A 19,672-nucleotide genomic window follows, 5' to 3' on the forward strand; every position below is an offset into this window, starting at 1 on the left:
TGTGCCAGCCAGCTATGTGCCAGGGTCGGCAGAACTGGGTGCCTGGAGTGTATTGAGCGAAGCCCGCACACAGTGCGGTTTTAATGGCTCTGACCCCCTCGTCAAGTTGACGCGAAACGCCAAACTCGATGCAGCCGCCCTAAGCCACTCAAAGTACCTCGTGGATCTATCCATCGCAACGGGCAAGTCGGAGCTTAGCCACCTAGAAACAGAGGGTGTTCCCGGCTTTACGGGCGTCTATCCCTGGGATCGCGCTGTTGACCAGGGTTACAACTACAAGGCACTCGCTGAGATATTGGCAGCGACCGTGTGGGAGTACAGCTACCCGCCAAACTTTCCGACTATGGAAGAGCGCGGCGCCAGTTCCATGCGCAGCCTGCTCAACTCGGTGTACCACCTGTCCGGCGCCATGTATGAAGGCGCTGATGTGGGCTTTGGCGCCTACATGAAAACCACCCTGATCGATGCCACGACCTGGCGCGAGGAATACCGCTTTGGCTCGCTCAACGGTTACGAAGATACCAGCAGACGCATCACGCTGGGCACCAACAAGGTAGTTACCTACCCCTGCCAGGGCAGCAGCAATATCCCCACGAAGTTTTTGCCTGCCGAAGAAAGCCCCAACCCGTTTCCAGAGATGACCCCCACCAGCCCGCCCGTGGGCCCCCCCATTTACCTCAAGGTGGATGCGCCGCAGGTACTCACCGTGAACTCTGCCAGTAGCAGCATCACCCTGAACGGCGTTTCCGTGCCGTTCGTGGTACTGAACAAAGACAATGATCCCAACATTGACCCCCTTGACCCTCATAAAGAGCCCTACATCACCGCCAATGAAGTCTTTGTGATTCCCACGCTAGCCCTGAAACCCAACACAAGCTACCGAGTCACCCTGACCGGAACCATCAACAGCGTGGCCTTCAACCGCAGTTTCACCATGACCACCGGTTTGTGAGGGCGTGGCTAAGCCGGTACCTGCCGCAAACCCTGCGCCACCGTGGCGTACCGCAGCGCCACGCGCAGTTCGGTCTTGAGCCGGGTGTTGTCCATGCGGCGCGACTCGCTCATGAAACTCAGCAGCATCAAAGGCAATTGCGCCGTGGCCGTGTCGCGCGGCACGCGGGGCGGCCGTGGCAGGCCGTACAAATCAGCGGCCAGATCAAAGTAGTCGCCCATTTTCAGGCAGGTGTCGTCATTGACGTTGTACACCCGCCCGGGGCGGCCGCGCCACAGGGCGGCGATGCAGGCGCGCGCCAGGTCGTCGGCGTGGATGTGGTTGGTGTAGACATCGTCGCTGGCCTGCAGCACCGGCGTGCCCTTCTGCAAGCGCTCGCGCGGGGTGCCGCCCTCGCGGTTGGGCGCATAGATGCCCGGAATGCGCAAAATATTGACCGGTACCGCCACGGCACGGCCAAAGTGCCGAATGCGCTGCTCGGCATCAATGCGCCGCTGCGCGCGGGCGGTGGCCGCATTGAGCGTCCGCCCCTCGGTGACCACCTCGCCCTGACAGTCGCCATAAACACCGCTGGTGGAGCCATAGACCAGGCTTTGCACCCCGGAGCGGCGCCGCAATACCTGCAACAGCGCCTGGGTGCGCGGGTCGTGCGCCCCGCTGCCCGGCGGCGGCGCCAGGTGCAGCACGCGCGTGGCCAGACCGCTCAAACGCTTGAGACTGGCGGGTTTGTCCAGGTTGCCCACCAACGGCGTCATGCCCAAAGCGCGCAACTCGGGCACACGCGCTGTCTGTGAAGTGAGCGCCAGCAGCCGCACGCGCGGGCCCAGTTGGCGAGCCACGCGCAAACCAACGTCACCGCAGCCGACCAGCAACACGCGCTCACGCCGGAAGCGCGCCGGAAGCGCGCCGGGACGGGTGGCATACAGGAGCGTATGAGGGCTTCGCAATGCAGGCAAAATCGACTCCTTTTTAAAAAATGAGCTTTGAGGATAACCAAAATATGACCGGCAGCGCCAGCCCAAGTGCATTTCACATCACCATCGAACCCAGCGGCCGCGAATTTGACGTGGCAGCGGGTGAAACCATTCTGGCGGCCGGTATTTCACAAGGCATCAACCTGCCCTACGGCTGCAAGGATGGGGCTTGTGGCTCGTGCAAATGCAAAAAAATCAGTGGTACGGTCAACCACGGCGCGCACCAGAACAAGGCCCTCAGCGACGCCGAAGAAGCCCAGGGTTTTGTGCTGACTTGCTGCGCCAGCCCCACCAGCGATGTGGTGCTGGAGTCGCGCCAGGTAACGCTGGCGGGCGCTTTTGCCATCAGGAAAATGCCCACACGCATCAAGCTGATGGAGAAAAAGTCTCCCGACGTGATGCGCCTGCTGCTGCAAATGCCAGCCAACGAGGTCTTTGCCTACCACGCCGGCCAGTACATCGAGTTTTTGCTGCAGGGCGGCGTGCGCCGCAGTTATTCCATGGCCAGTGCACCGCAGTTGATTGACCAGGGGCTGGAACTGCACATTCGCCACATGCCGGGCGGCAAGTTCACCGACCAGGTTTTCAGCAGCATGAAGGAGCGCGACATTTTGCGCATTGAAGGCCCATATGGCAGCTTTTACCTGCGCGAGGACAGTGACAAACCCATCGTCCTGCTGGCTTCGGGCACCGGTTTTGCACCCGTCAAGGCGATCATCGAGCACCTGCAGCTCAAAGGCATCACACGCCCGGTCACGCTGTACTGGGGGGGCCGCCGTCCGACAGACCTGTACATGGATGCGTGGGTCAAAACCAAATTGGCCGATCTGCCGAACCTGCGCTATGTGCCGGTGGTGTCAAACGCTTTGCCAGAAGACCACTGGCAGGGGCGCACCGGTTTTGTCCATCGCGCCGTGCTGCAGGATCTGCCTGACCTGCGTGGCCATCAGGTCTATGCCTGCGGCGCCCCCATCGTGGTGGATTCGGCGCGTACCGACTACCTGGCAGCCGGTTTGCCTGAAGACGAGTTTTATGCTGACGCCTTTACTTCGGAGGCAGACAAGGTGGACCAGGCAAACACAGCAACGGTCTGAAAGTCCGGGCACGGCGCCTGCAGACCATGCGGATTCTCAATTTGTCCTTACATTTGGATACCCAATGTGGGCCAACACACACAACAAAACGCACTGTCACTGGTATAACTTGCCTTTACAAACAACCCTGAAGGAGCAACCATGACAAACCTGAAATTCCGCGGCCGCCCGGCGCTTGCTGCCCTGAGCGCCACCCTGGTGCTGCTGACCGGCTGCGCCAACATGTCAGATGCGCAACGCAGTTCAGCCATCGGCGCGGGTCTTGGCGCGCTGGCGGGCGCCGCCATTGGCGACAGCACCAAGTCAGCGGCCATTGGCGCCGGCGTGGGCGCACTGGGCGGCTATATCTGGTCAAACCAGATGGCGCAGAAAAAAGCCGCCATGGAACAGGCCACCGCCGGGACCGGCGTGGACGTGACGCAAACCGCCGACAACCAGCTCAAGCTCAACATCCCGAGCGACATCTCGTTTGACATCAACAGTGCGGTCATCAAGCCCAACCTGCGTCCCATCCTGGACCAGTTTGCGCAAGGTCTGTCCACCCAGCCCAACACCGAAATCCGCATCGTGGGCCACACCGACAGCACCGGTTCGGACGCCATCAACAACCCGCTGTCGATCAACCGGGCAGCCAGCGCACGCAACTACCTGGTGTCGCGCGGCGTGAGCGCACAACGCATCCAGATTGACGGCCGCGGCTCCTACGAGCCCATTGCCGACAACTACACCGAAGCCGGCCGCGCCAAGAATCGCCGCATCGAGATGTTTTTGGCCGAGCGCGCGCGGTAAGCCTTGGCTTTGGTTGGGCCGGCAAACCACGTTTGATCTGGCGAGGCACAAATAGCCGTGAAAGACAGACCACTGGCCACAGCCAGCCCACCAGCCTGCCGGGGCCTGAGGCACCACATCAATCGGTCCTGGCCCCTGTCTCAAACCACTGTTTGATGAGCATGCGCTCGGCCTCCGAGATACCGGTGGTGTTGGTCATGGGCATGATTTTGCTCACCACCACCTGCTGGTAGATGGCTTGCGCGTGCAGCTTGACGTTGGCGGCGGAATCGAGCCGCACGTTCTTCATCTGCACTTGCGCCCCATGGCACAGATAGCAGCGCTGAGCCAGAATGGGCTGCAAGGTGGCGTAGCCGATGGTGCCACCCACGCTGGTGTTCACCGTGTCTGCAGCGGTAGCCTGCGACGTCTTGACAGACTCAGGCGCCAGCCAGAGCATCATGGCCACGATCACCGCCACACCCACGGCGGCATAGGGCAAGGGGTTGGCGTTGCGGCCCAGCTTGTAGCCGTGGCGCATGACAAAAAACTGGCGGATGGCGGCGCCGGCAAACATCATGGCGATCAGCACCAGCCAGTTTTGCGGGTGGGTGTAGGTAAAGCTGTAGTGGCCGCTGAGCATGGCAAACAGCACCGGTAGCGTGAAGTAGGTGTTGTGCACGCTGCGCTGCTTGCCACGGATGCCGTGAAGCGGGTCCACCGGCGCGCCGGCCTTGATGGCGGCCACCATTTTGCGCTGCCCCGGAATGATCCAGTGCGCCACATTGGCGCTCATGCTGGTGGCCAGCATGGCACCCACCAGCAAAAAGGCCGCGCGTCCGGCAAACCAGTGGCAGGCCAGCCAGCTTGCAATACAAACCAGCACCAGCACCAGGGCGCCGACGATCGCGTCACCGTTTTTGCGCTGGCCATAGCGGCGGCAGATCAGGTCATAGAGCAACCAGAACACCATCAGAAACAAAATCGCCACGGTGATGGCCAGCCACGGTGCCCAGTCCATTTTTGACTTGTCAATCAGGTAGGTGCTCGCGTTCCAGAGGTAAGACACGGTCAACAGCGCAAAGCCGGTCAGCCAGGTGCTGTAGCTTTCCCAGTAAAACCAGTGCAGGTGTTTGGGCAACTGCGGCGGTCCAACGGCAAATTTGACCGGGTGGTAAAACCCGCCGCCGTGGACTGCCCAGAGTTCGCCGCTGACCCCCTGTTTTTTCAGCGCCTCATCTTCGGGTGGGGTCAGGCTGCTGTCCAGAAACACAAAGTAGAACGAGGAGCCAATCCAGGCGATGGCCGTGACCACATGGGCCCAGCGCAGCAGTAGATTGAGCCAATCCAGAATATAACTTTCCATCAGCCGTCCTTGGTTTTATGAACATCATCTTCCAGCTGTTCCCGACACTGCGAACCTAGCGTGGCAGTCCATGCCGCCGGAAGTCATGGATTGCTTCATTTTGTCCGCAATGACGACATCGCGTCGATCGTCGAGTTCAACTGCAAGAGTTGTGCCGCCACCGCCACGGCAATCACTTCGGGTGCCTTGCCGGCAATTCCCGGCACACCAACCGGGCAGATCACTTGCGCCAGCTCCGACGCACCCAAACCGCGCTCTGCGAGGCGATGGCTGAAAGTGGCCCATTTGCTGCGGCTGCCGATGAGTCCGATAAAAGGCAGATCGCCGCGGGCACGCTGGCGCAACAGACAGGCGGCGACCACGTCCATATCTTCGGCGTGGCTGAAACTCATGATCAGCACCCTTGACTGGGGTGCCAGCGCAGCCACCGCGCCTTGCACCGGTTCGGAATGCTCGGCATGGACGTTGGCAGGCAATGTTTCAGGAAAAATCCCGTCGCGGCTGTCAAGCCAGTGCACCCGAAACGGCAGGCGGCCCAGCACCTGTACCAGCGCGCTGGCCACATGGCCACCACCGAACAAGGCCACTGGCGACCATTGGGTCTGCTGTGCCGCAAAGTACTGCTGCAAGCGCGGCCGGTCCGGCGCGCTCACGCGCGCGAACCCCAGTGTCACCTCGCCGCCACAGCACTGCCCCAACGACGGCCCCAGGGCATAACGCTGCACCGGCGCAACGGCATGCCCATTCAATAATTTGCGCGCCTGCTCAATCGCCTGCCATTCCAGATGCCCACCGCCAATACTGCCCACGGTGCTGTCGCCAAACACCGCCATCCAGGCGCCCACTTCCCGCGGCACCGAGCCACGATGCGCCTGCACCGTGACCCAGACCGCCTGCTGCACGCCCAAAAGCCCTAAAAAATCTGCCTCGGTTGTCACAATTGATTACCTTTAAAGTCAAACCCGGGCGACAAACAACGCTTTTTAAGGCACATTACGGGTTTTGCCGTCACCTGCAAAATCCAATGTGCCAGCCATCACGTTTTTTGAGACGCCGTATGAACATTTTTGCCTCTTCACACTTCAAGTTGAATCCGCTGCGCCTGATGACCAGTCTGGCTGTGTTTTTGGCAGGGTGTACAACCACCCCGCTGCCCCCCCCGGCCACGGTGCCCGTACCGGCGCCTGCCGCACCCATTGTGGTAGCACCACCGCCCATAGCGGCCCCGGCTTATGTGTCGAACGCCATCACACCGCGTGACTACCGGCGCGATGCGGCCAGCCATTTGTATGAGCGGAATTTGCAACGGGTTTACCGTGGCAAGATGCCCCCCCTGTTGTACGCTGTCGGTGTCTTGCAGGTTGAAGTGGACAACAAAGGCCACGTCACCAGTACGAGCTGGATGCGTGCACCCAAACATGCACCGGAGGTCATGGCCGAGATTGAGCGCACCGTGCGCCTGGCCGAGCCCTACCCCGCCCCAGTGCGCATGGGCCGGGTCACCTACACCGACACCTGGCTGTGGCACAAAAGCGGCCTGTTCCAGCTCGATACACTGACAGAAGGACAAATGTGATACTTTGCGGGACAGACCACCCCCCACCTCACGACCCCCGGTAGGTTGAGTAGCTCCACGGGCTCACCAGCAGCGGCACGTGGTAATGCTGCCCGGGGTCGGCCACGCCGAAGTCCAGGTTGACACGATCCAAGAAATTGGGCTCCGGCAGGGTCACACCACAGGCCTTGAAATACGCTGCCACATCAAACACCAGCCGGTAGGTGCCACACTGCAATTCTGTGGCGTTGAGCAGGGGTCCGTCCGGGGTGCGGCCATCCTGATTTAGCACGCACTGTTTGAGCGGCTTCAAGGTGTCGCCTTGGGTGGCGTACAAAGTCACCCGCATGCCGGCTGCCGGCGTGCCGTGCATGGTGTCCAAAACATGCGTACTCAGTCCCATGGTGAAGCCCTCAGAATTTGATCAAAGTGTATACACTGCGATCGAATCCGCCACTGTAATCGCCCAAATTCATGCGCCACTACAACAGCACCCTGCCCTACCCGCGCGACCTCAAAGGCTATGGCCCCACACCGCCCCATGCGCGCTGGCCCGACCAGGCCCGTATTGCGGTGCAATTTGTCCTGAACTACGAAGAAGGCGGCGAAAACTGCGTGTTGCATGGCGACGCCGGTTCGGAACAATTTTTGTCCGAAATGGCCAACCCGGCGAGCTACCCGGCGCGCCACCTCAGCATGGAAGGCATTTACGAATACGGCGCACGGGCCGGGGTATGGCGCATCCTGCGCGCGTTCGAGCAGCGCGGCCTGCCGCTCACGGTGTTTGGTGTCAGCATGGCCCTTGAGCGTTACCCTGAACTGGTGCAGGCCTGCCAGCAACTGGGCCACGAGATCGCCTGTCACGGCTGGCGCTGGATCCATTACCAGAACCTGCCCGAAGAAGTGGAGCGCGAACACATGGCGCGTGGCATGGACATCCTGACGCGGCTGATGGGCACCCGTCCGCTGGGCTGGTACACCGGGCGCGACAGCCCCAACACGCGGCGACTGGTGGCCGACTATGGCGGCTTTGACTACGAAAGCGACTACTACGGCGACGACCTGCCGTTCTGGATGAACGTGGCCAAGACCAGCGGCGAGGTGGTGCCGCAACTGATCGTGCCCTACACGCTGGACTGCAACGACATGCGTTTTGCGCTGCCGCAAGGTTACGCCTACGCCGACCCGTTTTTTCAGTACCTCAAGGACACGTTTGATGCGCTGTACGCCGAGGGCGACCCGGCTGGCCTGGACGCGCCCAAGATGATGAGTGTGGGCATGCACTGCCGCCTGCTGGGCCGACCCGGGCGCATTGTGGCGCTGCAGCGCTTTCTGGACTACATCGGCCAGCATGACAAGGTCTGGGTGTGCCGGCGCATCGACATCGCCCACCATTGGCAAGCGACGCACCCTTACACAAGCCAGGCCTGACCCCATGCCCCTGACCCTTGCGCAACTCAACGCGGCCAGCGCAGAAGAAGCGCTGCAACTGCTCGACGGCGTGTACGAACACTCGCCATGGATCGCGCAGGCCGCGCTTGCGCAGCGGCCGTTTGCGTCGCTGCCACAGCTCAAATTCATCCTGACACAGGCCGTCAGCGTGGCCAGCCACAAGGCTCGGCTGGGCCTGATCCGCGCCCACCCGGAGCTGGCAGGCAAGGCCATGGTCAACCAAAGCCTGACGGCCGAATCGACCGTCGAACAAAGCAAGGCCGGCTTGACAAACTGCAGCGCCGAGGAATTTGCCCGTCTGCAGCAGCTCAACGCCGACTACAAGGCCAAATTTGGCTGGCCGTTCATTCTGGCGGTACGCGGCCCGCGCGGCCTGGGCCTGAGCCGGGCCGAAATCATTGCCAGCTTCGAGCGCCGCCTGCACGGCCACCCCGAGTTCGAGTTGCAGGAATGCCTGCGCCACATCCACCGCATTGCCGAGATCCGCCTCAACGACAAGTTTGGCATCACGCCCGACCTGGGCGACCAGGTGTGGGACTGGCAGGAGCAACTGAGCCAATACTCGGAAGCGCCCGACCAACTCACCGTCACCTACCTGACCGACGCGCACCGCGCCTGCGCCGCCTTCATTCAGGCGCAGATGCAGGCCTGCGGCTTTGACAGCGTCGGCATCGACGCCGTGGGCAATGTCGTGGGAAGGTACGAGGCCATGACAGCAGGCCGTCAAACCCTGCTCACCGGCAGCCACTACGACACCGTGCGCAATGGCGGCAAATACGACGGCCGGCTCGGCATTTTTGTACCTATGGCCTGCGTGCGCGAACTGCACCACGCGGGCCAACGCCTGCCGTTTGCCATCGAGGTAGTGGCCTTTGCCGAAGAAGAAGGCCAGCGTTTCAAGGCCACCTTTCTGAGCTCGGGCGCGCTCACCGGCGACTTCAACCCGGCCTGGCTCGAGCAGTGCGATGCTGATGGCATCTCAATGCGCGCCGCCATGCACCAGGCGGGCCTGTGCCCGGACGACATCGCCGGCTTGCAGCGCGACCCGGCGCAGTACCTGGGTTTTGTCGAAGTGCACATCGAACAGGGCCCGGTGCTCAACGCGCTGAACCTGCCGCTGGGCGTGGTGACCTCGATCAACGCCAGCGCGCGCTACAGCGGCGAGGTGACGGGCACCGCCTGCCACGCCGGCACCACACCCATGGACCAGCGCGCGGATGCCGCCTGTGCCGTGGCCGAATTCATGCTGGCCTGCGAGCGCCGCGCCGCGCGCGACGGCGACTCGGTGGCCACCGTGGGCCAGCTCCATGTGCCCAACGGTTCGGTCAATGTGGTGCCGGGACAATGCCGGTTTTCGCTCGACCTGCGCGCGCCTGGCGATGTGCAGCGTGACGCGTTGCAGGCCGACCTGCTGGCCGCCTTGGCTGAGATCTGCGCGCAGCGCCGGGTCAGCTACCACCTCACCGAATCCATGCGCGCCAGCGCCGCACCGAGTGCGCCGGACTGGCAACAACGCTGGGAAAACGCGGTAGCCAGCCTGGGCCTGCCCGTGCACCGCATGCCCAGTGGCGCCGGCCATGACGCCATGAAACTGCACGAGGTGATGCCGCAAGCCATGCTGTTCGTGCGTGGCCAGAACGCCGGCATCAGCCACAACCCGCTCGAATCCACCACCAGCGACGACATGCAACTGGCGGTGGCGGCTCTGGGTCACCTGCTGGAGCAGTTGCGCCACGCGCCAGTACACCCGCCATTGCGAACGAAGTGAAGCCATGACCGAAACAACCTACGCCCGACTCGACGCCTGGATCGACGCCCACTTCGACGAACAGGTCAAGTTTTTGCAGGAACTCATCCGTGTCCCCACCGACACGCCGCCGGGCAACAACGCAGCCCACGCCGAGCGCACTGCCGAGCTGCTGCAGGCCATGGGCATCCAGGCCGAGAAGCACCCGGTACCCGCGACCGAAGTGCAGGCCGCCGGGCTGCAAAGCATCACCAACCTGATCGTGCGCCACCGTTACGGCGCGGGCGGCAAAACCATTGCACTCAATGCCCATGGCGACGTGGTCCCGCCCGGCGAGGGCTGGACGCACGACCCCTACGGCGGCGACATCGAGGACGGCAATATCTATGGCCGCGCCAGCGCCGTGAGCAAGTGCGACTTTGCCACCTTCACCTTTGCCATGCGCGCGCTGGAGGCGGTGTGCCAGCCAGCCAGGGGCAGCATCGAGCTGCTGTTCACCTACGACGAGGAGTTCGGTGGTGAAGTGGGCCCGGCCTGGCTGCTGCAACACCAGCTCACCCGGCCCGACCTGATGATTGCCGCAGGCTTCAGCTACCAGGCCATCACCGCGCACAACGGCTGCCTGCAACTCGAAGTGACGGTGCACGGCCAGATGGCGCACGCCGCCATTCCCGAATCTGGCGTGGATGCGCTTCAGGCCGCGGTCCAGATCCTGAACGTGCTGTACGCACAGAACACACTGTACAAATCCATCTGCTCGAAGGTGCCGGGCATCACCCACCCTTACCTGAACGTCGGCCTGATCCAGGGCGGCACCAATACCAACGTGGTGCCGGGAACAGTCAGCTTCAAGCTTGACCGGCGCATGATCCCCGAGGAAAACACCAGCACAGTCGAAACCACACTGCGCCAGCTGATAGCCGATACCGCTGCCACGCTGCCAGGCATCACGGTCGACGTCAAACGCCTGTTGCTGGCCCATGCGATGCAACCGCTACCCGGCAACCAACCGCTGGTCACCGCCATTCAGCAACACGGTCAAGTCATTTTTGGCGAAGAGATTCCAGCGCTGGGCACGCCGCTCTACACCGATGTGCGCCTGTTTGCCCAGCGCGGTATTCCTGGTGTGATCTACGGGGCCGGTCCACGCACGGTGCTGGAATCCCATGCCAAACGCGCTGACGAACGGCTGGCACTGGAAGACCTGCGCCGCGCCACCAAGGTCATTGCCCGCACCCTGCATGATTTGCTGGTTTAACCTGGATCAAGCAGCCTTGAAAAACCAGACCGGCGCACGCCAACTTTCGTCTCGGTCATGCCAGAAAGCCCCCCTGCGGGTGTACAGTGCGTGCCATCTATTTCACAAGGAAACCAAGATGAGTAATGAACTTACACCGGCAGAACTGGCCTTGGGCGACGCATCGCGCGACTACCACCGCTTTCCCACGCGCGGCAAGATTTCTGTCAATGCCACCAAGCCGCTGGTCAACCAGCGTGACCTGGCGCTGGCTTACTCGCCCGGTGTAGCCTACCCCTGCCTGGACATCCAGGCCAACCCGGACCTGGCCTACGACTTCACCAGCCGCGGCAACCTGGTGGGTGTGGTGACCAACGGCACGGCGGTGCTGGGGCTGGGCGACATTGGCCCGCTGGCGGGCAAGCCGGTGATGGAGGGCAAAGGCTGTCTGTTCAAGAAATTCGCTGGCGTCGATGTGTTCGACATCGAGCTGGCCGAGCGTGACCCTGACAAACTCATCGAAATCATTGCCGCGCTCGAACCCACGCTGGGCGGCATCAACCTGGAAGACATCAAGGCGCCCGAGTGCTTTTACATTGAGCAAAAACTCAGCGAACGCATGGGCATTCCGGTGTTTCACGACGACCAGCACGGCACCGCCATCATTTCCAGCGCGGCACTGCTGAACGGCCTGGAGCTGGTGGGCAAACGCATTGAAGATGTCAAGGTGGCGGTCTCGGGCGCGGGCGCAGCCGCCATTGCCTGCCTGAACGTGATGGTGGGCCTGGGCGTGCAAGTCAAGAACGTGTTTGTCTGCGACTCCAAGGGCGTCGTCTATGAAGGCCGTCCCGGCGGTTACGACGAATCCAAAGCCCGCTTCGCTCAAGCCACCGACATGCGGACACTGGCTGATGCGGTCAACGGCGCCGACGTGTTTCTGGGCTGCTCCGCGGCTGGCGTTCTGACACAGGACATGGTCAAGACCATGGCTGACAAGCCCATCATCCTGGCGCTGGCCAACCCCGAGCCGGAAATCCGCCCGGAACTGGCCAAGGCCGTGCGCCCCGACTGCATCATTGCCACCGGCCGCTCGGACTACCCGAACCAGGTCAACAACGTACTGTGCTTCCCCTACATTTTCCGCGGCGCGCTGGACTGCGGCGCCACCAAAATCACCGAAGAAATGAAGCTGGCCTGCGTGCGTGAAATCGCCGATCTGGCCAAGGCTGACATCAGTGAGGAAGTGGCCAACGCCTACGCCGGCCAGGACCTGGCGTTTGGCGTCGACTTCATCATTCCCAAACCCTTCGACTCGCGCCTCATCCTGCGCATTGCGCCCGCCGTGGCTGCCGCAGCCGAGGCCTCGGGCGTGGCCAAGCGGCCGATCAAGGACATGGACGCTTACCGTCGTCAATTGTCACGCTTCATTTACTCCACCGGTTTGCTGATGGAACCGGTGTTTAACGCCGCCCGCAATGCACCCGACAGCGCCAAACGGGTCGCCTATGCCGAAGGTGAAGACGACCGCGTGCTGCGCGCAGCACAACTCGTGGTCGAAGGTGGGCTGGCACGCCCGATCCTGATCGGCCGCCCGGCGGTGATCGAAGCCCGCATCATGAAGGCCGGTTTGCGCCTGCAATTGGGCCGCGACTTTGACTGTTGCAACCCCGAGGACGACCCGCGTTTTCGCCAGTACTGGGAGACCTACCACCAAATCATGGGCCGCCATGGCGTCAGCCCCGAGGCAGCCAAGGCCGCGGTGCGCCGTTCCACCACCACCATTGCCGCTCTGATGGTCAAGCTGGGTGACGCCGACGCCATGCTGTGCGGACTGCATGGCCGCTTTGACGTGCACCTCGACCATGTGCGCGACATCCTGGGCGTCAAGGCGGGCGCGTCCGGCTTTGCCACCCTGAACGCCCTGATGCTGGAGCAATACTCCATCTTCGTCGCCGACACCTATGTCAACGAAGACCCCAGCGCCGAGCAGCTGGCCGACATTGCCCGCATGGCCGCAGACGAAGTGCGCCGCTTTGGCATTGCGCCCAAGGTGGCGTTTTTGTCGCACTCCAACTACGGCTCCTCCAAACGTGGCTCGGCCTGCAAGATGCGCCTGGCACGCGACTTGTTCAAGGCCGCCTGCCCCGACATTGAGTGCGACGGCGAGATGCAGGGCGATGCAGCCTTGTCCGAGGATATCCGCAACGCCACCCTGCTCGACAACACCCTGAGCGGCGCCGCCAACATCCTGATTTGCCCGAGTCTTGACTCGGCCAACATCCTGTTCAATGTGCTCAAGATGACGGGCAGCAACGGCCTGACCGTCGGCCCGATCCTGCTGGGTTCCGCCGCGACCGCGCATGTGCTCACGCCGTCCTCCACCGTGCGCCGGGTGGTCAACATGACCGCGCTGGCCGTCGCCGACGTCAACGCGCTGCGCTGAACACCGCGCCCCGGAGCGGGGCCGGACGGCCATCACAAGGCCCTGTGCACCATGCAAGTGCACAGGGCCTTTGTTTTGCTTGGGAGCAGGCAAGCGCTGCCTGGCACCTTTATTGCTGATTGACATGGGTTCACACACATTGACGGAGTTTTCATGTCCAGACACTTGTTTCTTCACCCCACCGCCTGGGCGCACCGCGGCGCGCAGAACCACGGCACCACCTGTCCATGAGCTGGCACGCCCAACTTGACCTTGATTACCGCGTCGAGCAGCAGCGCAGCGTGGCGCGCCATCGCCACACCGGACCGCTGCGCGTACTGCAAAGCCTGTACCCCGAGGGCGATGCCATTTGCCACAACGTGCTGGTGCATCCGCCCGGCGGCCTGGTGGGCGGCGACACGCTGGACATCTCGGTCACCGCCAGCGGCAATGCGCATGGCCTGATCACCACCCCAGGTGCCACCCGCTTTTACCGCTCTGCGGGTGAACTGGCCGTACAACGAACCCACATCACGCTGGCTGATCGTGCGCGACTGGAGTGGCTGCCACTGGAAGCCATTTGCTACAACCATTGCCTGGCTGAAAACCACCTCACCGTGAACCTTGCCCCGAAGGCTGAATTCATGGGCTGGGATGTGACTGCACTGGGCTTGCCAAGCGCGTCTCGGCCCTTTGAGCAAGGCAGCTTTCTGCAGCACATAGAGGTGCCCGGTGTGTGGCTTGAACGTGGCCGTATTGAAGCCACCGATGCTCTGTTAATGAATGGCCCCCCCGGGCTGGCTGGGCAGCGCTGTATGGCGTCGCTGTTTTTTGTGGCGGGTACGGCCCTCGACAGAAACCGCCGTGAGACGGGTTTGGAACTGGCGCGTGACCTTATCGCCGCCCACTCCTTATGTCACACATCAGGCGCCACATGTCCCAACCCAAATGTGATGGTGGTGCGGGTTCTGTCACCGCTGGTGGAACCAGCCGTCAATTTGCTGCGCCAGGTGTGGCTTGCCTGGCGCACGCATTTTTGGCAATCCAATGGGACCATGCCAAGAATCTGGGCGACTTAGACCAAAGCCCGCCGCTGCCGAAACCTTGCCCTGCGGAATTGCGCAATCAACACCAGCGACGCGACAAGCGCCAGGCACCACAAGGTCACCCAACTCCAAAACGTGATGGATTGGCCCAAAAAAGCCCACTTAATTTCTCCACACATGGCGCGCGGCTCAAATACGCCAGGTAGCCAGGAATCCAGCGGCAAGCCCTCCGGAAACCCCTTGAAGCGCGCACAACTTCCCTCGCCACCATCGCGCACAATTTGTTCAAGGTTCAGCAACAGATTCGCACGATAAAGGCTCCAACCCAGCGCGCAGACCCAGACGGCAAGCGCGGTCAGGCGCATGGCCAAAAACCTCGGTGCCAGCGCGCCAATCAAACCTGCCACGCCCATGCCGGCAACGCCTGCACGAATGTAAATGCACTCGTTACATGGTTCAACTTGCAACATGTGCTGCAGATACAGTGCGCAGCCTTCCATCGCAAGCGCGAGGGCCGCCAGCAGCAGCCAAGGCCCGCGATTGAGTGAAAATTTATTGATTTGAAACAGCAAAGAACCTCCTGAATGCCGGAATTGAAAGCGGCCCCCGCATCCAGAACTGCCAATTCAAATCCTGATCGACGGGGGGCCGGGCTACATCACCCAGGCCTTCGGTCAACAAATCTTTAGAAAGTTCCATTCAGAGAGACGCCGGATGGATTGGCACAGGTTGCGCGATCACATGTGTAGCGCATACACACCACGAACCGGCTCAAATCGCCACCAGCTGGCGCACACCGTCAATCTCCATGTTGGCACCCAGGCCCTGGGCGCGCACGGCGCCGCGTTCCATCACCACGTAGTTGTCAGCCAGTTCCTGGGCGAAGTCATAATACTGTTCCACCAGCACAATGGCCATGTCGCCACGGTCGGCCAGCATGCGGATGACGCGGCCAATGTCCTTGATGATGCTGGGCTGGATGCCCTCGGTGGGCTCGTCCAGAATCAACAGCTTGGGGCCAGCCGCCAGCGCACGGGCAATCGCCAGCTGCTGCTGTTGCCCGCCCGACAAGTCACCGCCGCGGCGGTGCAGCATCTGCTTGAGCACAGGAAAAAGCTCGAACAGTTCAGGCGGAATGGGTGTGCTGGCGGGCTTGTAGGCCAGGCCCATGGCCAGGTTTTCCTGCACCGTGAGGCGGCCAAAAATCTCGCGCCCCTGCGGCACAAAACCCATGCCGGCGCGGGCGCGCTCGTAAGGCGTGGCGTTGTGGATGGGCTTGCCATCGAATTCGATGCCACCGCTCTTGATCGGCACCAGGCCCATCAGGCTTTTCAGCAGCGTGGTCTTGCCAACCCCGTTGCGCCCCAGAATCACGGTGACTTTGCCCAGGCTGGCCTGCAGGCTGACATCGCGCAGGATGTGCGAGCCACCGTAGTATTGGTTGATGTTTTTGACGTTCAGCATAGGGTTGCCAGCTCAGCGGCCCAAATAGACTTCAATGACCCGCTCATCGCTCTGCACCTGTGCCAGCGCGCCCTGAGCCAGCACCGAGCCATCACAGAGCACGGTGACGATGTCGGAAATGGTGTTGATGAAGCTCATGTCATGCTCCACCACCATCAGCGAGTGCTTGCCCTTGAGGCTTAAAAAAAGCTCGGCGGTGCGCTCGGTTTCCTCGTCGGTCATGCCCGCCACCGGCTCGTCGAGCAGCAGCAGCTTGGGATCCTGCATCAGCAACATGCCAATCTCCAGCCACTGCTTCTGGCCATGGCTCAGATTGCCGGCCAGGCCGCGCACACTCTCATTCAGGTGGATGGTGTGCAGCACTTCCGCCAGCCGGTCGCTCTGCGCGCTGTCGAGCCGGAAGAACATCGAATGGGTGACCGCCTTGTTGGTTTTGAGCGCCAACTCCAGGTTCTCAAATACCGTGAGCTGTTCGAACACCGTGGGTTTCTGAAACTTGCGGCCAATGCCCATCTGGGCAATTTCGGATTCCTTGTAGCGCAGCAGGTCGATAGTGCTGCCAAAGAACACCTGGCCTTCATCGGGGCGGGTCTTGCCGGTGATGATGTCCATCATGGTGGTCTTGCCAGCCCCGTTGGGCCCGATGATGCAGCGCAGCTCGCCCGGCGCAATGTCCAGGCTCAGCTTGTTGATGGCCTTGAAGCCGTCAAAGCTGACGCTCACGTCCTCGAGGTAAAGAATGCGGCCATGGGTGATGTCCACCTCACCCGGTGTGGCGATGCGCGAAAAGCCCGCCTGGCGCCCGCCCGATTCGGTTTGTCCCACTTTGGCCGCCTGCGCCGCCTGGTAGGCCTCGAGACGCTTCGCACCCTGCTCCATCAACTCGGGGGTCATTTCGCACCGCCCTTCAATTTCCTGACCAGTCCCACCACCCCGTTGGGCAAGAACAGCGTCACGCCAATGAACAACAGGCCTAGAAAATACAACCAGAATTCCGGGTAGGCCACCGTCAGCCAGCTCTTGGCACCGTTGACGATGAAGGCCCCCGCAATCGGTCCGATCAGCGTGGCACGGCCGCCCACAGCCGCCCAGATGGCGATCTCGATTGAATTCGCCGGGCTCATTTCACTGGGGTTGATGATGCCCACCTGCGGCACATACAAGGCCCCGGCCACGCCGCACATCATGGCTGAAATGGTCCAGATGGTGAGCTTGTAACCCAGCGGGTTGTAGCCGCTGAACATGACGCGCGTTTCGGCATCACGCACGGCCTGCAGGACACGGCCAAACTTGCTGCCGACGAGCCAGCGCGCCAGCAAAAAAAAGCCCAGTAGCGTCAGGCCGGTCAGCACAAACAGGGTCATGCGCATCTCTTGTGTTGCCACTGGAATGCCCAGAATCCGCTTGAAATCGGTGAAGCCGTTGTTGCCGCCAAAACCGGTCTCATTGCGAAAGAACAGCAGCATGGCGGCAAAGGTCAGGGCCTGGGTGATGATGGAAAAGTAAACCCCCTTGATGCGCGAGCGAAAGGCGAAATAACCAAAAACAAAGGCCACCAGACCCGGCACGGCCAGAATCAGGAACAGCGTGGCGACAAAGCTGTCCGAAAAAGTCCAGTGCCAGGGCAGTTCTTTCCAGTCCAGGAACACCATGAAGTCGGGTAAGTTGCTTTTGTAATTGCCATCCGTGCCAATCTGGCGCATCAGGTACATGCCCATCACATAGCCACCCAGCGCAAAAAACAGGCCATGGCCCAGGCTCAGGATGCCGCTGAAACCCCATATCAGGTCCATGGCCAACGCGCAAATGGCGTAACACATGATCTTGCCGAGCAGACCCACGGCGTAGTCGCTCAAATGGAAAACGCTGTCAGCGGGCACCAGCAGGTTCAGCACCGGGGCCACCGCGCAGACCACGATCAGCGCGACCATGAAGGCGCTCCAGCCAGTGCGGGTCAGCAAGGGCGCGGGCACGGGAAGTTGAATGGAGGGAGTGGTCATGATGTCAAGCCTCCGCACTGCGGCCTTTCATGGCAAAAATGCCTTGCGGACGTTTCTGGATAAAGATGATGATGAACACCAGCACGGCGATCTTGGCCAGCACCGCACCCGCCCAACCTTCCAGAAACTTGTTCAACACGCCAAGGCCCAGCGCTGCATAGACGGTACCCGCCAGTTGGCCGACACCGCCCAGCACCACCACCATGAAAGCATCAACGATGTAACCCTGGCCCAGGTCCGGCCCCACATTGCCGACCTGGCTCAAGGCGCAGCCCGCCAAGCCCGCAATGCCCGAACCCAGCGCAAACGCATAGGTGTCGATGCGCGCAGTGTTGACACCCATGCAGGACGCAATGGGACGGTTTTGCGTGACACCGCGCACAAACAGGCCGAGCCGGGTCTTGCCGATCAGCCAGGCCACCGAGCCCAGCACAAAAAGAGCAAAGGCAATGATGATCAGACGGTTATAGGGCAGCGACAAATTGCCCAGCACCTGCACGCCGCCGCTCATCCACGAGGGGTTTTCCACGCCGACGTTTTGCGCGCCGAACACTGTGCGCACCAGTTGCATCAGCATCAGGCTGATGCCCCAGGTAGCCAGCAGGGTCTCCAGGGGTCGGCCGTACAAGAAGCGGATCACGCTGCGCTCTAGAGCCGCCCCCATCAGCGCCGAGGCCATGAAAGCCACCGGCACCGCCGCGAGCAAATACCAGTCAAATGCAGCGGGCAGGTAGCGCTGAAACAGACCTTGCACCACGTAGGTGGCATAGGCGCCGATCATCATGAGTTCGCCGTGCGCCATGTTGATGACGCCCATGAGGCCGTAGGTGATGGCCAGGCCCAGCGCCACCAGCAACAGGATGCTGCCAAGGCTGATGCCGCTGAAAATGGCACCCAGTTTGTCGCCCCAGGCCAAGCTGGATTCCACTTCGCGCAGCGCCTTGCCCAGGGCCGCCTTGACCGCGCCATCCGTCTCCGTTTGCAGGTGCGCCAGCAGGATGGTCTTGGTGCTGGATTGGTTGCTGGAGCCCAGCAAGGCAGCCGCTTCCAGGCGTTGCGCTTTGTCCTCGCTGCCCAGCAGCGCTGCGGCACGCACTAGCCCCAGTTGGTCCCTGATTTTGGGGCTTTGCTCAGCTTTAAGTGCTTGTTCGATCAGCGCCAGCTTGCTGGGGTCGGCGTCGCGCTGCATCTGTTGAACCGCCGCCATGCGCACCTTGTCGTCTTTGGAAAAGAGCTTGAGCGCGGCCAGGGCCGAGTCGATTTCGCCGCGCATGCGGTTGTTGTTGATCACGTCTTCGGCATCCTCGGGCAAGGCAAATTCAGCGCCTGACGCGGGGTCGATGCCCTTGTCATCCCGGACCATGATGGCCTTGCCGCGCACCAGCTTGATCGCGTCATCGGCCAGCGCCTGCAAGAACACCGCGGTACCGGCATCGGCACGGGCCACGGCTTGGTTCAGCGCCTCGATGCGGGCATCGGTCTCGCCGCTGCTGATGGCGTTCGCATCTTCCACGCTGATCGCATGAGCGTTAAATGCCAGACAGAACGACGCGAATAGAAGTAGTTTTTGTATCAACATATATGAGCCTGTAGGG

At 61.8% G+C, this 19,672-nt stretch carries 18 protein-coding genes; 9 read left to right on the top strand and 9 right to left on the bottom strand.

The features are described 5' to 3' along the window. Positions 1–160: 160 nt before the first annotated feature. Complete coding sequence (locus NDJ10_RS02550; protein WP_296159526.1) at positions 161–952, top strand: hypothetical protein; 792 nt, start codon at positions 161–163, stop codon at positions 950–952. An 8-nt stretch (positions 953–960) separates the two neighbouring features. Here the strand turns inward: NDJ10_RS02550 and NDJ10_RS02555 are convergent, their stop codons facing one another. Beyond that, complete coding sequence (locus NDJ10_RS02555; protein ID WP_296159527.1) at positions 961–1,980, bottom strand: SDR family oxidoreductase; 1,020 nt, start codon at positions 1,978–1,980, stop codon at positions 961–963. Here NDJ10_RS02555 and NDJ10_RS02560 point away from each other — a divergent pair. Next, positions 1,953–3,020, top strand: a complete 1,068-nt coding sequence (locus NDJ10_RS02560; RefSeq protein WP_296159528.1) for a CDP-6-deoxy-delta-3,4-glucoseen reductase — start codon at positions 1,953–1,955, stop codon at positions 3,018–3,020. The genes NDJ10_RS02555 and NDJ10_RS02560 overlap by 28 nt on opposite strands. Positions 3,021–3,161: 141 nt before the next feature. Beyond that, complete coding sequence (locus tag NDJ10_RS02565; RefSeq protein WP_296159529.1) at positions 3,162–3,809, top strand: OmpA family protein; 648 nt, start codon at positions 3,162–3,164, stop codon at positions 3,807–3,809. A gap of 118 nt (positions 3,810–3,927) precedes the next feature. Here the strand turns inward: NDJ10_RS02565 and NDJ10_RS02570 are convergent, their stop codons facing one another. Together NDJ10_RS02570 and xdhC are read right to left on the bottom strand one after the other, a co-directional pair. Then, positions 3,928–5,154 carry a urate hydroxylase PuuD gene (locus NDJ10_RS02570; RefSeq protein ID WP_296159530.1) on the bottom strand — a complete coding sequence of 409 codons (1,227 nt, stop codon included), beginning with the start codon at positions 5,152–5,154 and terminating at the stop codon, positions 3,928–3,930. A 95-nt stretch (positions 5,155–5,249) separates the two neighbouring features. Further along, positions 5,250–6,092 (bottom strand): xanthine dehydrogenase accessory protein XdhC, encoded by an 843-nt coding sequence (gene xdhC, locus NDJ10_RS02575; protein ID WP_296159531.1) that lies wholly within the window; start codon positions 6,090–6,092, stop codon positions 5,250–5,252. Between the two features lie 119 nt (positions 6,093–6,211). On the opposite strand from xdhC, the gene NDJ10_RS02580 reads away from it, so the two are divergent. Further along, positions 6,212–6,730, top strand: coding sequence for a hypothetical protein (locus tag NDJ10_RS02580; protein ID WP_296159533.1), 519 nt, complete (start codon positions 6,212–6,214; stop codon positions 6,728–6,730). Between the two features lie 28 nt (positions 6,731–6,758). Here the strand turns inward: NDJ10_RS02580 and uraH are convergent, their stop codons facing one another. Next, complete coding sequence (gene uraH, locus NDJ10_RS02585; protein WP_296159534.1) at positions 6,759–7,112, bottom strand: hydroxyisourate hydrolase; 354 nt, start codon at positions 7,110–7,112, stop codon at positions 6,759–6,761. A gap of 71 nt (positions 7,113–7,183) precedes the next feature. Between uraH and puuE the strand changes: the two genes are divergently transcribed. The 5 genes from puuE (at position 7,184) to NDJ10_RS02610 (ending at position 14,646) form a co-directional block, all read left to right on the top strand. Continuing rightward, positions 7,184–8,140: an allantoinase PuuE gene (gene puuE, locus NDJ10_RS02590; protein WP_296159535.1), complete on the top strand. Its 957-nt coding sequence runs from the start codon at positions 7,184–7,186 to the stop codon at positions 8,138–8,140. Between the two features lie 4 nt (positions 8,141–8,144). Then, positions 8,145–9,929, top strand: a complete 1,785-nt coding sequence (uraD, locus tag NDJ10_RS02595) for a 2-oxo-4-hydroxy-4-carboxy-5-ureidoimidazoline decarboxylase (RefSeq protein ID WP_296159536.1) — start codon at positions 8,145–8,147, stop codon at positions 9,927–9,929. Positions 9,930–9,933: 4 nt separating this feature from the next. Next, complete coding sequence (locus NDJ10_RS02600) at positions 9,934–11,166, top strand: M20/M25/M40 family metallo-hydrolase (protein WP_296159537.1); 1,233 nt, start codon at positions 9,934–9,936, stop codon at positions 11,164–11,166. A gap of 118 nt (positions 11,167–11,284) precedes the next feature. Then, positions 11,285–13,588, top strand: a complete 2,304-nt coding sequence (locus NDJ10_RS02605) for an NADP-dependent malic enzyme (protein ID WP_296159538.1) — start codon at positions 11,285–11,287, stop codon at positions 13,586–13,588. A 227-nt stretch (positions 13,589–13,815) separates the two neighbouring features. Then, the gene (locus tag NDJ10_RS02610) at positions 13,816–14,646 is read left to right on the top strand and encodes an urease accessory protein UreD (protein ID WP_296159539.1); all 831 of its coding nucleotides are present in this window, start codon (positions 13,816–13,818) and stop codon (positions 14,644–14,646) included. Here the strand turns inward: NDJ10_RS02610 and NDJ10_RS02615 are convergent. The 5 genes from NDJ10_RS02615 to urtB form a co-directional block, all read right to left on the bottom strand. Next, positions 14,643–15,185 carry a disulfide bond formation protein B gene (locus NDJ10_RS02615; RefSeq protein WP_296159540.1) on the bottom strand — a complete coding sequence of 181 codons (543 nt, stop codon included), beginning with the start codon at positions 15,183–15,185 and terminating at the stop codon, positions 14,643–14,645. The genes NDJ10_RS02610 and NDJ10_RS02615 overlap by 4 nt on opposite strands. Positions 15,186–15,384: 199 nt before the next feature. Beyond that, positions 15,385–16,077, bottom strand: coding sequence for an urea ABC transporter ATP-binding subunit UrtE (gene urtE, locus NDJ10_RS02620; RefSeq protein ID WP_296159541.1), 693 nt, complete (start codon positions 16,075–16,077; stop codon positions 15,385–15,387). Between the two features lie 12 nt (positions 16,078–16,089). Further along, positions 16,090–16,971 carry an urea ABC transporter ATP-binding protein UrtD gene (gene urtD, locus NDJ10_RS02625; RefSeq protein WP_296159544.1) on the bottom strand — a complete coding sequence of 294 codons (882 nt, stop codon included), beginning with the start codon at positions 16,969–16,971 and terminating at the stop codon, positions 16,090–16,092. Then, entirely contained in the window at positions 16,968–18,077 is a 1,110-nt protein-coding gene (urtC, locus tag NDJ10_RS02630; RefSeq protein ID WP_296159546.1) for an urea ABC transporter permease subunit UrtC, read from the bottom strand. Before urtC ends, urtD begins: the two co-directional genes overlap by 4 nt. 4 nt (positions 18,078–18,081) lie before the next feature. Further along, the gene (gene urtB, locus NDJ10_RS02635) at positions 18,082–19,656 is read right to left on the bottom strand and encodes an urea ABC transporter permease subunit UrtB (RefSeq protein ID WP_296159547.1); all 1,575 of its coding nucleotides are present in this window, start codon (positions 19,654–19,656) and stop codon (positions 18,082–18,084) included. Positions 19,657–19,672: the final 16 nt, after the last annotated feature.

The organism is Rhodoferax sp. (genome assembly GCF_023700745.1).
In the GTDB taxonomy this organism is placed as follows: Bacteria; Pseudomonadota; Gammaproteobacteria; order Burkholderiales; family Burkholderiaceae_C; genus Rhodoferax.

Coding starts and splice junctions, on each gene's coding strand:
- NDJ10_RS02560 (WP_296159528.1), top strand. CDS start 1,953: ATGACCGGCAGCGCCAGCCCAAGTGCATTTCACATCACCATCGAACCC.
- NDJ10_RS02555 (WP_296159527.1), bottom strand. CDS start 1,980: ATGCACTTGGGCTGGCGCTGCCGGTCATATTTTGGTTATCCTCAAAGC.
- NDJ10_RS02565 (WP_296159529.1), top strand. CDS start 3,162: ATGACAAACCTGAAATTCCGCGGCCGCCCGGCGCTTGCTGCCCTGAGC.
- NDJ10_RS02570 (WP_296159530.1), bottom strand. CDS start 5,154: ATGGAAAGTTATATTCTGGATTGGCTCAATCTACTGCTGCGCTGGGCC.
- NDJ10_RS02580 (WP_296159533.1), top strand. CDS start 6,212: ATGAACATTTTTGCCTCTTCACACTTCAAGTTGAATCCGCTGCGCCTG.
- uraH (WP_296159534.1), bottom strand. CDS start 7,112: ATGGGACTGAGTACGCATGTTTTGGACACCATGCACGGCACGCCGGCA.
- puuE (WP_296159535.1), top strand. CDS start 7,184: ATGCGCCACTACAACAGCACCCTGCCCTACCCGCGCGACCTCAAAGGC.
- uraD (WP_296159536.1), top strand. CDS start 8,145: ATGCCCCTGACCCTTGCGCAACTCAACGCGGCCAGCGCAGAAGAAGCG.
- NDJ10_RS02600 (WP_296159537.1), top strand. CDS start 9,934: ATGACCGAAACAACCTACGCCCGACTCGACGCCTGGATCGACGCCCAC.
- NDJ10_RS02605 (WP_296159538.1), top strand. CDS start 11,285: ATGAGTAATGAACTTACACCGGCAGAACTGGCCTTGGGCGACGCATCG.
- NDJ10_RS02610 (WP_296159539.1), top strand. CDS start 13,816: ATGAGCTGGCACGCCCAACTTGACCTTGATTACCGCGTCGAGCAGCAG.
- urtE (WP_296159541.1), bottom strand. CDS start 16,077: ATGCTGAACGTCAAAAACATCAACCAATACTACGGTGGCTCGCACATC.
- urtD (WP_296159544.1), bottom strand. CDS start 16,971: ATGACCCCCGAGTTGATGGAGCAGGGTGCGAAGCGTCTCGAGGCCTAC.
- urtC (WP_296159546.1), bottom strand. CDS start 18,077: ATGACCACTCCCTCCATTCAACTTCCCGTGCCCGCGCCCTTGCTGACC.
- urtB (WP_296159547.1), bottom strand. CDS start 19,656: ATGTTGATACAAAAACTACTTCTATTCGCGTCGTTCTGTCTGGCATTT.